The 13,950-nt window shown below is 71.8% G+C and carries 13 protein-coding genes; 5 read left to right on the forward strand and 8 right to left on the reverse strand.

All coding sequences use genetic code 11. The features are described 5' to 3' along the window. The first annotated feature begins 69 nt into the window (after positions 1-69). The 3 genes from dapB to HJ588_RS09430 all read left to right on the forward strand — a co-directional run bounded on the left by dapB (position 70) and on the right by HJ588_RS09430 (position 2,427). Positions 70-816 carry a 4-hydroxy-tetrahydrodipicolinate reductase gene (gene dapB / locus HJ588_RS09420; RefSeq protein WP_171154296.1) on the forward strand — a complete coding sequence of 249 codons (747 nt, stop codon included), beginning with the start codon at positions 70-72 and terminating at the stop codon, positions 814-816. A 170-nt stretch (positions 817-986) separates the two neighbouring features. Continuing rightward, on the forward strand, positions 987-1,679 hold the full coding sequence (locus HJ588_RS09425; RefSeq protein WP_171154298.1) for a DedA family protein: 693 nt from the start codon (positions 987-989) through the stop codon (positions 1,677-1,679). Positions 1,680-1,704: 25 nt separating this feature from the next. After that, positions 1,705-2,427, forward strand: coding sequence for a type 1 glutamine amidotransferase (locus tag HJ588_RS09430; protein ID WP_171154300.1), 723 nt, complete (start codon positions 1,705-1,707; stop codon positions 2,425-2,427). Positions 2,428-2,585: 158 nt separating this feature from the next. Here the strand turns inward: HJ588_RS09430 and HJ588_RS18975 are convergent, their stop codons facing one another. The 7 genes from HJ588_RS18975 to HJ588_RS18980 all read right to left on the reverse strand — a co-directional run bounded on the left by HJ588_RS18975 (position 2,586) and on the right by HJ588_RS18980 (position 8,722). After that, on the reverse strand, positions 2,586-3,278 hold the full coding sequence (locus HJ588_RS18975; RefSeq protein ID WP_343036649.1) for a LutC/YkgG family protein: 693 nt from the start codon (positions 3,276-3,278) through the stop codon (positions 2,586-2,588). 218 nt (positions 3,279-3,496) lie between these two features. Next, positions 3,497-5,092 (reverse strand): lactate utilization protein B, encoded by a 1,596-nt coding sequence (locus tag HJ588_RS09440; RefSeq protein ID WP_171154305.1) that lies wholly within the window; start codon positions 5,090-5,092, stop codon positions 3,497-3,499. Continuing rightward, a complete protein-coding gene (locus HJ588_RS09445) occupies positions 5,089-5,877 on the reverse strand; it encodes a (Fe-S)-binding protein (RefSeq protein WP_171154307.1) in 789 nt (262 codons plus the stop codon). Before HJ588_RS09445 ends, HJ588_RS09440 begins: the two co-directional genes overlap by 4 nt. Then, positions 5,874-6,653: a tyrosine-protein phosphatase gene (locus tag HJ588_RS09450; RefSeq protein ID WP_343036650.1), complete on the reverse strand. Its 780-nt coding sequence runs from the start codon at positions 6,651-6,653 to the stop codon at positions 5,874-5,876. The genes HJ588_RS09445 and HJ588_RS09450 overlap by 4 nt, the downstream gene beginning before the upstream one ends. A 119-nt stretch (positions 6,654-6,772) precedes the next feature. After that, the gene (locus HJ588_RS09455) at positions 6,773-7,087 is read right to left on the reverse strand and encodes an AzlD domain-containing protein (RefSeq protein ID WP_171154310.1); all 315 of its coding nucleotides are present in this window, start codon (positions 7,085-7,087) and stop codon (positions 6,773-6,775) included. Continuing rightward, on the reverse strand, positions 7,087-7,797 hold the full coding sequence (locus HJ588_RS09460; RefSeq protein WP_171154312.1) for an AzlC family ABC transporter permease: 711 nt from the start codon (positions 7,795-7,797) through the stop codon (positions 7,087-7,089). The genes HJ588_RS09455 and HJ588_RS09460 overlap by 1 nt, the downstream gene beginning before the upstream one ends. Before the next feature lie 10 nt (positions 7,798-7,807). After that, entirely contained in the window at positions 7,808-8,722 is a 915-nt protein-coding gene (locus tag HJ588_RS18980; RefSeq protein WP_212755365.1) for a GNAT family N-acetyltransferase, read from the reverse strand. A gap of 70 nt (positions 8,723-8,792) precedes the next feature. Between HJ588_RS18980 and HJ588_RS09470 the strand changes: the two genes are divergently transcribed. Then, positions 8,793-9,596: an FAD-binding oxidoreductase gene (locus tag HJ588_RS09470; protein WP_246242218.1), complete on the forward strand. Its 804-nt coding sequence runs from the start codon at positions 8,793-8,795 to the stop codon at positions 9,594-9,596. Positions 9,597-9,685: 89 nt separating this feature from the next. Next, positions 9,686-11,239, forward strand: a complete 1,554-nt coding sequence (locus HJ588_RS09475; RefSeq protein ID WP_212755367.1) for an alpha-amylase family glycosyl hydrolase — start codon at positions 9,686-9,688, stop codon at positions 11,237-11,239. Positions 11,240-12,070: 831 nt separating this feature from the next. Here HJ588_RS09475 and HJ588_RS09480 read toward each other — a convergent pair. Beyond that, complete coding sequence (locus HJ588_RS09480) at positions 12,071-13,903, reverse strand: hypothetical protein (protein ID WP_171154316.1); 1,833 nt, start codon at positions 13,901-13,903, stop codon at positions 12,071-12,073. Between the last annotated feature and the right edge of the window lie 47 nt (positions 13,904-13,950).

The following is a 13,950-nucleotide window of genomic DNA, read 5'->3' on the forward strand; positions in this document are numbered from 1 at the left end:
AAGGCGTCTCCGTCTGATGCGTGAGACGTGTCCGGATCCCGGACGGCGCGCTGTCCTAACCTGATCGGCGTGACTGACACGATCGATGTCGCCGTCATCGGCGCCTCCGGACGCATGGGCTCCACCACGTGTGAGGCGGTGGAGGCGGCCGACGGACTACGGCTGGTCGGCCGGTATGACGAGGGCGACGACCTCGGTGACCTCGGCGGAGCGCAGGTCGCGATCGACTTCACCGTGCCGAGCGCGTCCCCGGCCAACGTCGCCTACTGCGTCGACCGCGACGTCAGCGTCGTCGTCGGCACCACCGGCTGGGACGACGCCAAGCTCGACACGCTGAAAAAGCAACTGGCGCAGCATGATTCGGTCGGCGTGCTGATCGCCCCCAACTTCGCGATCGGCGCGTTGCTGATGATGTCGTTCGCCCAGCAGGCGGCCCGGTTCTACGAGTCCGTCGAGGTCGTCGAGACCCACCACTCCGGCAAGGTCGACGCTCCGTCGGGCACCGCCGCGCGGACCGCCCGGCTGATCGCGCAGGCCCGCGACGAGGCGGGCCTCGGGCCGGTCCCGGACGCGACGCAGACCGACCCGGACGGCGCCCGCGGGGCGGACGTCGACGGCATACCGGTGCACGCGCTGCGGCTGCGCGGCCGCGTCGCCCACCAGGAGGTCGACTTCGGCGCCGAGGGCGAGGCGCTCACGATCCGGCACGACTCGTTCGACCGGGTCAGCTTCATGCCCGGCGTGATCGAGGGGGTCCGTCAGGTCGGGCAGCACCCGGGCCTCACCGTCGGCCTGGAGCACTACCTCGGTCTGTAGGTGCATCGCGGGGACGTGCCTGGCGCGCCGTGGTCGCGCGCACGTCGACCGCACGCCGCCTGCCGTTCACCGATGTGTCGGCCTCCCCGCCTAGCGTGACCTGACCGGCCGGCCTCCTCGGGCCCGCGCCGCGCCCGAACACCGTTGGAGGAGCCATCGTTTCCGACGTCATGTCGTTCATCGAAGGTCTGATGGACTCCGTCACCGTCTACCCGATGCTGACGGCGATCTCGTTCGTGGACGCGCTGATTCCCGTCATACCGAGCGAGGCGCCGATCATCATGGCGGGCGTCTACGCGGCGTCGACCGGTCAGCCGTTCGTGCCGCTGGTGGTGGTCGCGGCGTTCCTCGGCGCGTTCGCCGGCGACCACGTCACCTACTTCGTCGGCCGGCGCTTCAGCGGCCTGATCGACCGCACCCGTCCGGACAGCCGCCGCGGCAAGGTGCTGGCCTCCACCCGGGAGCTGCTCGACCGGCGCGGCCCGACCGCCCTCATCGTCGCGCGGTTCATCCCCTGGGGACGCATCGGCGTCAACCTGCTGATGGGCGCGACCGGCACGCCGCTGCGCAAGTATTCGCCGTACGACGCGATCGGCGTGCTGGTCTGGGCGGTCTACGGCGTCGGCGTCGGGTATGTCGGCGGCTCCGCCTTCGAGAACAACCCGCTCGCCGGGCTGGTGCTCGGGCTGGGCGTCGCGCTGGTCTTCACGCTGATCGTCGAGTGGGTGCGTGCGCGGCTGGCCAGGCGGCGCGAACGCCGGCAGCCCGAGCGCAGCCCGGTGCCGGCCGGACAGCCGCTGCGCTCAACCGAGTCCGGCGACAGCCCCGCCGGATCCCGTGGTGGTGCGCGCGGGCGCGTGTAGCGAGGGGTCGTGGTTGGCTGAGCGTATGGCGCAACCCACGCTCACCCTGATCCGTAACGACGCCGACAGCGGCCCCGGCCGCCTGCTCACGTGGGCTGCCGCGGCCGGTGTCGCGGTGCGGCAGGTGCGGGCCGATCAGGGCGAGCCGGTGCCCGCGGACGCCGACGGCATCGACGGGCTGGTGCTGCTCGGCGGCGGCCTGCTGCCGGACGACGACGCGAAGGCGCCCTGGCTCGCCGACGAGCGGGCGCTGGTCGCGTCCGCCCTGCGGCATGACGTGCCGGTGCTCGGCATCTGTCTCGGCGGCCAACTGCTCGCCCACGTCGGCGGCGGCCGGGTCGAGGGCGACCACGGCCTGCCCGAACGCGGTGTCACCGAGCTGACCCTGCGTCCCGAGGCGGCGGGCGACGCGCTGCTGGGCGAGCTCGCGATGTCCCGGGCGACGAGCGGAGCACCCGTCATCGCGGTCGAGAGCCACCGGGACCAGATGACCGTCCTGCCCGAGGGCGCGGTCTGGCTGGCCAGCAGCGCACGCACCCCGCACCAGGCGTTCCGCCTCGGCGAACGCGCCTGGGGGCTGCAGTGGCATCCCGAATCGTCGGCGGAGCGGGTCGCCCAGTGGGACCGGAAAACGTTGCGGGAGCAAGGTTTCGACCCCGACGAGGTGGTGCGGGTCGCGCAGGAGCGGGACGAGGAACTGGCGCAGACGTGGGGGCCGGTGTTCGGCCGGTTCCTGAGCCTGCTCTGACCGCGACGGGAGGGGTAATCGGAGGGGCAACGCGGGCTCTCGGCCGTGCGTGAGTTCCCCGCACCGGGAGGGCGCCCCGCGTCACGCAACCGGCTCGCGGGCGCAGGACGGTCGCCGGGGGCGGAACAGCGGCGCAGGACGAGGACGCGGATACCGGGTCACCCGCGCAGGACGATGACCCGCAGCGTGCGCGGCCCGTGTACACCTTCGACCCGGTCGAGCTCGATGTCGCTGGTCGCGCTCGGCCCGCTGATCCAGGTGAGGGGTCGCCCGGCGCACACGGCTGCCGCGAGCGCGGCCGTCGCGTCCGGCACGTCGTGCACGATTTGGTCCTCGCGCACCACGCAGACGTGCAGATCCGGCACGAGGGACAGCGCCCGGCGGCCTTGCGCCGCGCCGTGGTCCAGCACGATCGTGCCGGTCACGGCGACGCCCAGCGCGGCGCCGGTGACGACCGCGTCGATCCCGTCGAGGTCGTCGGGTGACAGCGCGGCGTCGGTCACCTGCCGGGCCGTGACCCGCGAAAGCCACTGTGCCGGCACGCCATCCGGCACCACCACGGTGGCCGCGTCGCCGAGGGCGGCAGCGATCGCGTCGGCAATCGCGCCGGGAGCCGGGTCGGTCACCAGATCCGGGTCGTTGGGAGCGTCGGTGCCGGTGCCGGTGCCGGTGCCGGTGTCGGGGTTGATGCCGGTGTCGGCGCTGACGACCGTCACTTCGGCCCGGTAGTCGGCCATGCGTTCGGCGAACAGGCCGACCAGGCCGGCCGCGTCGGCGCTCTTGGGCCGCCGCCCGGCCGGGTCGGTCGCGTCCGTGTCGGCACGTCGAGCGTCCGCGGATTCGGTTGGCACATCTGCGGATTCGGCGGATTCGGCGAACCCAGAGAGTCCAGAGAACTCAGCGGATTCAGGAGACTCAGGGGACGCTGCGGACCCAGGAGATACAGGGGACTCAGGGGATGCTGCGGACCCAGGGGAGACAGGGGACTCAGGGGCAGTGGCAGCAGCCGCCGCGTTCGCGCTCCGGATGCGGCGCAGGATCTCCTCGCGCGCCCCGCCCGCACCGCCGGTCATGCCTGGCCTCGGTGGGTGCGGGCCCACCACTGACGGAACGACTCCCGCGGCGGGGCGGGCACGTCGCGGGCCGCGGTCCACGCCCCGGCCGGTCCGGGGAGCCAGCCGGGCAGCCGGTAGCTCGCCCGCGCCTGACCAATCGTGCCGTCACCGATCCTGCCATCACCGATCCTGCCGTCATCAGTCACGCCGTCACCGGTCGCGTCGTCACCAGGCGCCCCGTCACCGGCCGCCCGGCTTCCGGTCCGCAGCACGCGCGCTGCCGCGGTGACACCCTGCTGCGCGACCTTGAGCCGGCCCGGTCTGCCGAGCAGCCACTGGGTGCCCCGCATCGCGATCGCCTGAGCGTCCGGCAGCCCGCCGCGGTGTTCGTCGACCACCTGGCCACGCAGCCGCACCAGCAGTCTCGGGATGTCGATGCGCACCGGGCAGGCGTCGAAACACGCGCCGCACAGGCTGGAGGCGTAGGGGAGCGACTGGTCGAGTTTGCTTGCGGTTCCTCGCAGTTGAGGCGTCAGCACCGCACCGATCGGCCCGGGGTAGACCGACCCGTAGGCGTGGCCGCCGGTGCGTTCGTAGACCGGACAGACGTTGAGGCAGGCCGAGCAGCGGATGCACCGCAGCGCCTCGCGGCCGACCGCGTCCTCCAGCACATGGGTGCGGCCGTTGTCGACCAGCACGACGTGCACGTCCTGCGGCCCGTCGCCCTCGCTCACCCCGGTCCACATCGAGGTGTAGGGGTTCATCCGCTCGGCGGTGCTCGACCGGGGGAGCAGTTGCAGGAAGACGTCGAGGTCGTCCCAGGACGGCAGCACCTTCTCGATGCCGACCACCGAGATCAGCGTCTCCGGCAGGGTCAGGCACATCCGGCCGTTGCCCTCCGACTCGAGCACCACCAGGGTGCCGGTGTCCGCGACCGCGAAGTTGGCGCCCGACACGGCCACCCGCGCCCGCAGGAACTTCTCCCGCAGGTGCAGCCGCGCGGCCTCGGCGAGCGCGGCGGGGTCGTCGGTCAGCTCGGCGGGCGCGGGGCGGCCGGTCTGCGCCATACGGGCAGTGAAGATGTCGCGAATCTCGCTGCGGCCCTTGTGAATTGCCGGCACCAGGATGTGCGACGGCCAGTCGTCACCGAGCTGCACGATCAGCTCGGCGAGGTCGGTCTCCCAAGCGTGTATGCCGGCCGCCTCGAGCGCCTCGTTGAGACCGATCTCCTGGGTGGCCATCGACTTGACCTTCACGACCTCGTCCGAGCCGGTCGCCTGCACCAGGCGGGTGACGATCGCGTTGGCCTCGTCGGCGTCCCGGGCCCAGTGCACGGTCGCGCCGGCCGCGGTCAGCCGCTCCTCCAGGCGCAGCAGGTGGTCGTCGAGCCGGGCCAGTGTGGAGTCCTTGATGTCCGCAGCGCGCCGCCGCAGCTCCTCCCACTCGGGCACCTCGGCGACCGCGGCCGCCCGCTTCGCGCGGATCGTGCGGGTGGCGTGCCGCAGGTTGCGCCGCTGCCGATCGAGGCCGAGCTCGTGCCGTGCCGCCTGCGGGAACGCCGGCATCCCGAGGAAGAACTCGGTCGTCGTACCCACCGGGTTGGTGCTCATCGGGCCTCCTCCTGCCGCGCCTCCTGCTCCTCCCGGGTGCTGGCCAGCACCTCGGCGAGGTGGATCGGCCGGACGGTGCGACCCTGGTGACCGAGCAGGCCGCCGATCTGGGCGAGGCACGAATTGTCCCCGGACACAACGTATTCGGCGCCCGTGTCGGTGATGTTGCGGACCTTCTCCTCACCCATTGCGACAGACACGTCCGGGTTCTTGACTGCGAACGTCCCACCGAAACCACAACACTCGTCCGCGCCGGGCAGCGGCACCAGCTCCAGGCCCTCCACTGCCGCCAGCAGCCGCGTCGGCCGGTCGCCGACCCGCAGCATGCGCAGCGAGTGGCACGTGGGGTGGTAGGTCACCCGGTGCGGGAACCACGCGCCGACGTCGGTCACCCCGAGCACGTCGACGAGGAACTCGCTGAGTTCGTGGACGCGCGGGCCGACCTCGGCGACCGCTCGCGCCAGACCGGGGTCGCCGGCGCGACGTGCGAGAGCCGCATATTGCTCGCGCACCGAACCGACGCAGGAGCCGGACGGTGCGACGACGGCGTCATACCCGCCGAACACCTCGACGAAGCGGCGCACGAGCGGGACGGCCTCGTCGGCATACCCGGTGTTGGTGAGCATCTGCCCGCAGCAGGTCTGCTGCGCCGGGAAGTCGAGCGCGACGCCGAGGCGTTCGAGGAGGCGCACGGTGGCCTTCGGAGTCTCCGGCCACATCGTGTCGTTGAAGCAGGTCGCGAAGAGCGCGACCCGCCCGGGGCTGGTCGGCGCCGGGTTATTCATCCGATGAGTTTGGCACGGAGGGCGGCCACCTGGTCCGCACTCCAGCCGTTCGCCTCCAGCCAGCCGGCGACCGAGCCGTAGTCGGTGTCGATCGCGTCGAGCACCCGGGTGATCGTCTCGGCGCGGGAGTGGTGCGCCTCCAGCGGGACGCCCTCGAGGTTCTCGGCATACCCGGGCACCGCGCTGAGTCGCTGCACGATGCGCTCGGAACGCTCGGTGCTCGCCACGTAGTCGGCGACGATCTCCTCGCGCGGCACGCCGGCGACGGACAACGCCATCGCCACGACCGTGCCGGTGCGGTCCTTGCCGGCGGCGCAATGCACCAGGGTCGCGCCGTCGCTGGTGGCGATCACGTCGAGTGCGGCGCTCACCGAGTCGGGGCGTTCGGCGAGATAACTCAGGTAGTGGCTCGCGGTCGGGTTGTCGTCGCGCGGCTCGTCCTTGCGCCCGTGCCACGGCAGCACCAGCGCGTCCTTGGTGCTGATCGGCTGCTCCGCGGGGAAGAGCGAATGATGGTGGTGGGTGATCGTGCTGACCTGCTGCAACGGGCCCGGGCCGGTGATGTGCAACTCCATGTCGGTGCGCAGGTCGACGATGTCGGTCACGCCGTGGTCCTCGACGAGCAGGCGGATGTCCTCGTCGGTGAGGTCCTGCAGGTTGTCCGAGCGCAACAGCCGCGACGGGCGCACCGCGCCACCGTCACCGGTCGGCAGGCCACCGAGGTCGCGCATGTTCGCGACGCCGTCGAGATCGATCCAGGAGGGTGTCGTCGTCACAATCCTCAAGGCTAGACGGCCGATCCGGCGCGCGGGCGTCGGCCGGGTGATCGCCGATGCCCGGGCTGGCGTGGCTGCTCGGCGTCGGGCGATCAGCCGGCCCCCACGGCGTCGGCCGGTCAGCCGACTCCGAAGGCGCGCAGCACCGCGGCGGTGGCCGCCGCCGCGATCACCACGACCAGGAACGGCGCCCGCGCGAACAGGCAGCAGATCGCCACGCCCAGGCCCGCGGCACGTGCGTCGATGGTGACGTCGCCCGAGCCGGTCGTGAGTGCCTGCACCGCGATCAGGGCCGAGAGCAGCGCGACCGGCAGATAGCGCATCACCCGGTCGGTGAGCGGGTGGTCGAGCGCGGACTGCGGCACGACATACCCGAGGAACTTGGTGGCGAAGCTGATCGCGCTCGCGATCAGCACGGTGAGCCAGAGGTCCATCAGATGTCCTCCGCGCTCGCGATCGTGCGGTCCGGCAGCAGGCCGGCGACGACCGCGGCGAGTGCCGCGACGAGCACCGGTATGCCGGAGGCCGCGTGCGGCGCCACGAGCAGCGCGATGACGCCGGCCGCGATCGCGACGACGCGGGCGCGCGTCGTGGTCAGCCGCGGCCAGACGAGCGCGCAGAACGCTGCCGGGGCGGCGGCGTCCAGGCCGAACGTCTTCGGGTCGCCGATCGCGTTGCCGAGGATGGCACCGACCGCCGACATCGCGCCCCACAGCACGTAGACCGACAGTCCGGTCCACCAGAACCCGGTGCGGGCGAGTGCACGGTCGGGCTGGGTGACCGACACCGCAGTCGACTCATCGATGGTCAACTGCGCGGCCACCACCTTGCGCCAGCCGGTCTCCTGCAGCAGGCGGCTCACCTGCAACCCGTAGAAGCCGTTGCGCAGCCCGAGCAGCGCCGAGGTGCCGATCGCGCTCGCGCCGGAACCGCCCGCGCCGATCACCCCGATCAGCGCAAACTGCGACCCGCCGCTGAAGAGCAGCAGCGACAGCGCGACCGCCTGCCAGACGTTCAGCCCGGCGGTGACGGCCAGCGCGCCGTAGCTGATGCCGTAGGCACCGGTCGCGACCCCGACCCAGAACCCTTTGCGGGCAACGCTTTTCGCTGTCGGAGCGTCCGGGGTGGTCGCGGCGTCACTCACGCGCGAGTGCTCACGTGTCGTGTCCGGCGGTGTCGTTCGTGGGGGGCGCGTGCGGGTCTGCGGGCGCGTCGTCGTGGGCGCGCGCGTGCGGGTCTGCGGGTGCGTCGTCGTGGGTGGGGGTGTGCGGGTCTGCGGGTGCGTCGTCGTGGGCGGGCGCGTGCGGGTCTGCGGGTGTGTCGTCGTGGGCGGGCGCGTGCGGGTTATCGCCGGCGCCTTCGCCGGCGGGCGCGTGCCGGTCCGAGGGCTGTGGGCGATCGGGCGCCACCGCGGCCGCGTGCTCCGACGAGTTGTCGTGCTCGTGCGACGACGTGTTTCCGGCTGCCGGCGGGCCCTCGATGCCTGCGACGAGCCGGACCTCACGCGCGGTGCGCCCGTCCGCCGAGACCACCCGGTCGCGGTAGGCACCGTCGGGTCGCAGCCCGGCCGCCTCGGCGAACGCGCGCGTCGCCTCGTCATCGGCGAGCAGCCACGCGGTTACGCTGGTGAAGTCACCCGCCCGCAGGGTGTCGACAGCCGCATTGAGCAAGCGCGACCCGTGCCCGCTGCCGCGGTGCGCCGGGTCGACGGCCAGCGCAAAAATTTCGCCATCGGTCGTCCCCTGCCCGCGCGTCGTCCCGTCGACAGTGCCCGAGGTCGGTCCCGCACTGTCGGGGTCGGAGTTCGGTCCGATCGCGACGAACCCCACGATCGCCTCGCCCTTGCCGTCGAGGTCGCCACCCTCGGTTGCGACCAACAGCCGATGTTGCGGCGTCGGCGCCTGCTGCAGCGAACTCCGCCACCCCTCCTCGAACGCCTCCGGCCGGAACGTCTCCAGCACCTCGGCGTCCAGCAACGGCGCGTAGGCCTGCCGCCATACCGCCGCCTGGACCTGGCCGACGTCCCGCAGGTCATCCGGGCGGGCCGTGCGCACGCTGGCATCACTCATTTGGCCAGTGTTCCAGCCCAGAGTGGCCGGGAATGCCGTGGGGCGGCGTGAGAGTTTTGACGGCGTGAGCATGTTGCAGACCAGGCCGCGGCGCGCCCGCCCGCGCTTCCACCCGCTGACGGTTTCGCGAGTGGAACGGCTGACCGACCGCGCGGTGGCGGTGAGCTTCGCCATACCCGACGAACTGCGGGAGACCTTCGCCTTCCGGCCCGGTCAGCACCTCACGCTTCGCACCGAGATCGGCGGCGACGAGGTACGCCGGTCCTACTCGATCTGCCTGTCGCGGGCCGAAGCTGAGCGGCGGCGCGAGCTGCGGATCGGTTCGGCCGTCGTCGACGGAGGGCTCATGTCGACCTGGCTCAACGAGGACGTGCGCGCCGGCGACGTCATCGACGTGCTGCCCGCCCTCGGCGATTTCACCGTGCCGACCGACGCCGCCCGCGCGCGGCATCACGTCGCGATCGCCGCCGGTTCGGGCATCACCCCGGTGCTGTCGTTGCTCACCACGGTGCTCGAGGACGAGCCGACGTCGCGCGCGACGTTGATCTTCGGCAACCGCGAACCGGCGAGCGCGATGTTCCTGCCCGAGCTGGAGCAGTTGGCCGAGCGCTACCCGGAGCGGTTCACCCTGCGCAACGTCTTCTCTCGGGTGCCCCAGGCGGACGGCTCACCGGCCGGACGCATCGACGCCGCGCGGCTCGAGGCACTTCTCGGCTCGACCACCCCGCCGGCCGAGGTCGACGAGTGGTACCTCTGCGGCCCGTTCGAGTTGGTAGAGACCGCTCGAAAACTGTTGGAACACAAGGGGGTCGAGCAGCATCACGTGCACCACGAGGTGTTCCACGTCGACCGGCCCGGCATGACAGCCGGGTGAGGCACGCGGCCGGGGCGGCCGTTCCCGTTCGCCCGCCCGTGCCGCGTCGAAGCCGCGCGGAACCGACGCAGCCCTTACCGTGGGGCGCCATGAGCGAACCGAGCTGGGTGCAGCACAGCCTCTGGTGGCACGTCTATCCGCTGGGCTTCCTCGGTGCGGATACCACCGGGGCCGACCGCAGGCCCGGTCCCGAGGTCGCCTCTATGGGTGGCTCGGGGGTGGAGGATTCCGGCGCCGGCGACGCAACCGACGGCGGGCACCGCCGTACCCTGCGCGATCTCATCCCGTGGCTGGACTACCTGACCGACCTCGGTCTCAACGGTCTCGTGCTCGGGCCGATCTTCGCCAGCGAGACTCACGGATACGACACCGTCGCCTACTTCCGCATCGACGAACGCCTCGGCGATGACTCCGACTTCGACGCGTTGGTCGCCGCCTGCCGTGAGCGTGGGGTGCGCCTGATGCTGGACGGCGTCTTCAACCACGTCGGCCGTTCGTACCCGGATCGCGAGCATTTGCAGGCGGATTCGGTGTTCGAAGGTCACGACGCGCTCGTCGAGCTCGACCACGGTCGACCGGAGGTCGCTCGGCTTGTCACGAGCGTGATGGACCACTGGTTGGCGCGCGGGGCCGACGCGTGGCGGCTCGACGCGGCATACGCCGTACCGCCCGAGTTCTGGCAGCAGGTGCTGCCCGCCGTGCGCGACCGGCATCCCGAGGCGTATGTCGTCGGCGAGATCCTGCACGGCGATTATGCGGAGCTCGTGCGCGCGAGCGGGATGGACGCGTGCACCCAGTATGAGCTGTGGAAGGCGACCTGGAGCGCGCTCAACGACCGCAACTTCTTCGAGCTGGAGTGGGCGCTTCGTCGCGACGACGAGATGTTGTCGGTGATGGTGCCGTGGACGTTTCTCGGCAACCACGACGTCACCCGGATCGCCTCCCAGCTGACCGACGAACGGCTGCTCCCGCTCGCGCTCGTGTTGCTGCTGACCCTGCCGGGCACGCCCGCGATCTACTACGGCGACGAACAGGCGTTCCGGGGGATCAAGGAAGAACGCGTGGGCGGGGACGACGAGATCCGCCCGGCGTTCCCGGCGTCGCCCGCGCAACTGTCGCCGCTCGGGTGGCCGACCTACCGGCTGATCCAGGAGCTGATCGCGCTGCGGCGTCGACACCCGTGGCTGCATCGCGCACGGGTCGAGAAGGTGCATCTGACGAACGAGCAGTTCGTGTATGTCCTTGCCGCACAGGCTGATTCGGGCGATAAGTCCGGCGCTGATTCGGGCGCTGGCTCCGGCGCTGATCCAGGCTCAGGCTCGGGCTCTGGCTCGGGCAACGTCGAGAGCCGTCTCGTGGTCGCGCTCAATGCCGCGGACGACCCGGTGGCCGTGCCGCTGGCGCTGCCCGGGGACCGCGATGCCGAGGTCGACGGTGGTGTGGAGGGTGCCGGTGATGCGGAGGGTGCCGGCAGTGTGGGGATCGCCAGTGGCCCGGAGGGTGTGGCGGGCAGCAGGCGAGGTGGTTGGCAGCGGCTCGCGGGAACTGCGGAACTGCTCGACCCGACAAACGCGCCGGGCGAGGTGCCCCACGCGAGCGTGCCCGGGCACGGCTGGGGCGTTTTCCAGATCATCGCGCGATGATCCGAGAGAACGAGGTGGCTCGGCATTTGCGGGATCCAGGCGCTCGGGCAGCGGTGGGCTTGGGCGCGCCCAGGCACGGTTGGCGCGCTTTCCGGGGCTCCGCGCGATGAGCGGGCAGCTGGGATAACGAGGGACTCGCGGCGAACCGCGCAACCGATGGAGAGGTCTAGGACGGCGCACCCGGGCCGGTCAACCAACTCGGGTAGCCTGCCGAACGGTGCCGTTCTGGCCGCCGAAATCACTGCGATGCATGATGATTCGTGGCAGCCGCATGTCGGGATCACTGGCAGATCGGAGCGGCCGTGTTACGGGTCGCCTGGCAGCTCTGGCGACTCGGGTGGCTGGGCGCGGCCAAGGCCGGCTAGGTATTCGGGCCAGTGCGGCAGCCGAGCGCATCGGGGCGAGCGGGGGAGCTTCCGTCGCCGCCCACCAGACATCTGGTGGCTCCCCGACGGACGACAGTTGTGGGGCCGAGTCGGGCCGAGCCGTGCGGCCGCCGGCGCCACTTCGACGCTGTCGGGCCGGGGCCAGCTCGCCCCCTGCCGGGCCGCCGATGTCACCGCGGCCCCCGTCGCGCCGGCGCCACTTCGACGCTGTCGGGCCGGGGCCACCTCGACCCCTGTCGGGCCGCCCTCGCCACCTCGACCCTCATCGGGCCGGGCGACCTCGCCCCCCCCGTCGGGCCGTTCACGCCACTTCGACGCTGTCGGGCCGGGGCCAGCTCGCCCCCTGCCGGGCCGACGTCACCTCGACGTCCCATCGGCCGGCACCAGCTCAACGCCGGCCGGACGCCGCTCGCCGGAGATCAGGATGATCGACCTACGCGTCACCTCAAGACGCTGCGGGCGGGTCGGCGTCGTCATCGCCGGGTGGCCGCTCGGTCGAGCTGGGGTGCGCGCGGCGATTGGGGTCGAAGCGCACCATCGCCAGGTGCAGAGTGTCGTTGGTCGGCCCGGCGTAGCTGACGAATTCCTTTGCACGGAAGGGAGTTTCGCCATACGCAGGACGCATCGGGCCGATCGTGGCGCCGTCACGTGCGGTGAAGATGACGCCGTTGGGTCTGCTGGGATCGCCGACCATCGTGAACGTGCCGCAGTGATGTTCGTGATGGTGGAACTGGCAGAGCATCAGCAGCCGGTCGTCGTCGGTCGGGCCGCCGTCGATCCAGTGGTCGAGATGGTGACACTCGAGATGGTGCAGGGTCAGGCAGCCGGGAAAACGGCAGCCGCGGTCGCGGTCCTCGATGATGCGCCGGGTCCGCTCGGGAACGATGCGCTGGGCGCGGCCGACGCTCACGGGGCGACCGTCGCTCTCCCAGATGGGCTGCACGACACCGTCGCAGGTCATCCGGTTGCGCAGGGCGGGCGGGATCGCTGCGCCCTTGTTGAGCCACGCGTTGCCGTCGATGTCGAGATGCAGGTAGACGCGATAGCGGCGAGAGCGGGAGCTGCCGGGTGGCGCGCCGCTGTCGAGCGATCGCTGGGCGAGCAACGTCATCGCCTCGCCGAGACTCGCCCTCTGCCCGCGCGGCCGGCCCGATCGGTGGTTGACCCGGGCTGAGTCGGGCGTGGCTGGGCCGCCGGTGCCGGCGGTGCCAGGGGCGGTAGGGATGCCAGCGTCGGCAGGCTCGGCAGCGATCTGGTCGCCGCGGCCGGCAGTCTCGGACGCCGCCTCCGGCCGCGGGTCGCGTACCCGGAAAAGTGCGTCCTTGGCCTCGAGGACGGCCTGCTCGACGAGGGCACCGATGTCGGCGGGAGCGTGGTAGGTGAGGTGGAAACGGCCTGCGGCGTAACGCATTTCGAGCTGGGGAGGCGCGGTGGCCGGGTCGAAGAGGCCGGGTGCCCGGGCGAGCGCCGCGTTGACGACCGAGTCGACGAGGTCGGCGGCGGCCGGGTCGTCGATCGTGTCGGACGGCAGATGGGCAGACGTGGTGGCGGTCGCGTCATCGGGACGGTGAGCCTCGCCGGGCTCGCCGTTGTGGAGGCAGCCATCGGCGGCAGGTGACTCGGCGGTGGACGTCTCGGCGGCCGGAGATGCGGGACCTGCTGCCTCGTGGGCCGGGTCATCGGCGACCGGCGACTCGGTGGCGGCTGCGGACTTCTCGACGTTGAACTCATAACGGGTCAGCGTGCGGCGCAGCTGCGTCACCGTGGCGTAGCTCGCGAACTCGGCAACGTCGTCGTCATGCCCGGTCGGGGTGTATTTGGCGACGACGGCTGCCTGGCCGAGGGTCAACCTGCCGTCATCGATCAGCGAGGTCATCGCCGGCAGGTCGTCGGCGCGGGAGGCGATGCGGACGACGTCGTGGGCGCTGGACCAGGTGAGCCCCGCGAACGCGGTGAGCCAGTGCTCCGGGGACTTGATGCCGGCGCCGGCCCACAGGTCGTCGGCGAGGACGTGGCGCATCAGGCCGATCAGCCGTCGGTGGCCGTCGTTGATCTGGCCGCAGATGGTCGACAGCTCGTCGCGCGCGGCCTGCAACGGGTCGGAGTGCGTGGCCGTGTCGTCACCCGGGGCCAACAGATCGGCGGCCGTGTCGTCTCCTGCGCCGAAGACTGCGGTGCCGGGACTCGCGTCGTACGACGAATCGGCAGCGACAGCAACGCTTTTCGCGTTACTCTCCGGCTGCCGTGCCGGCTGGCCGGCGGCTCCTCGTCGCGTCATGCAGGCAGTCAAACACCGACCACCGACAACCCCGGGGCGAGAGGCGG

The sequence above is a fragment of the Flexivirga aerilata genome (assembly GCF_013002715.1).
Taxonomy (GTDB): Bacteria; Actinomycetota; Actinomycetes; order Actinomycetales; family Dermatophilaceae; genus Flexivirga; species Flexivirga aerilata.

Excerpts from the sequence above, each read along its gene's own strand:
- HJ588_RS18980 (WP_212755365.1), bottom strand. The coding sequence starts at position 8,722 with ATGAGTGATGCCAGCGTGCGCACGGCCCGCCCGGATGACCTGCGGGAC.
- HJ588_RS09470 (WP_246242218.1), top strand. The coding sequence starts at position 8,793 with ATGTTGCAGACCAGGCCGCGGCGCGCCCGCCCGCGCTTCCACCCGCTG.
- HJ588_RS09425 (WP_171154298.1), top strand. The coding sequence starts at position 987 with ATGTCGTTCATCGAAGGTCTGATGGACTCCGTCACCGTCTACCCGATG.
- HJ588_RS09440 (WP_171154305.1), bottom strand. The coding sequence starts at position 5,092 with ATGAGCACCAACCCGGTGGGTACGACGACCGAGTTCTTCCTCGGGATG.
- HJ588_RS09475 (WP_212755367.1), top strand. The coding sequence starts at position 9,686 with ATGAGCGAACCGAGCTGGGTGCAGCACAGCCTCTGGTGGCACGTCTAT.
- HJ588_RS09455 (WP_171154310.1), bottom strand. The coding sequence starts at position 7,087 with ATGGACCTCTGGCTCACCGTGCTGATCGCGAGCGCGATCAGCTTCGCC.
- HJ588_RS09430 (WP_171154300.1), top strand. The coding sequence starts at position 1,705 with ATGGCGCAACCCACGCTCACCCTGATCCGTAACGACGCCGACAGCGGC.
- HJ588_RS09480 (WP_171154316.1), bottom strand. The coding sequence starts at position 13,903 with ATGACGCGACGAGGAGCCGCCGGCCAGCCGGCACGGCAGCCGGAGAGT.
- HJ588_RS09445 (WP_171154307.1), bottom strand. The coding sequence starts at position 5,877 with ATGAATAACCCGGCGCCGACCAGCCCCGGGCGGGTCGCGCTCTTCGCG.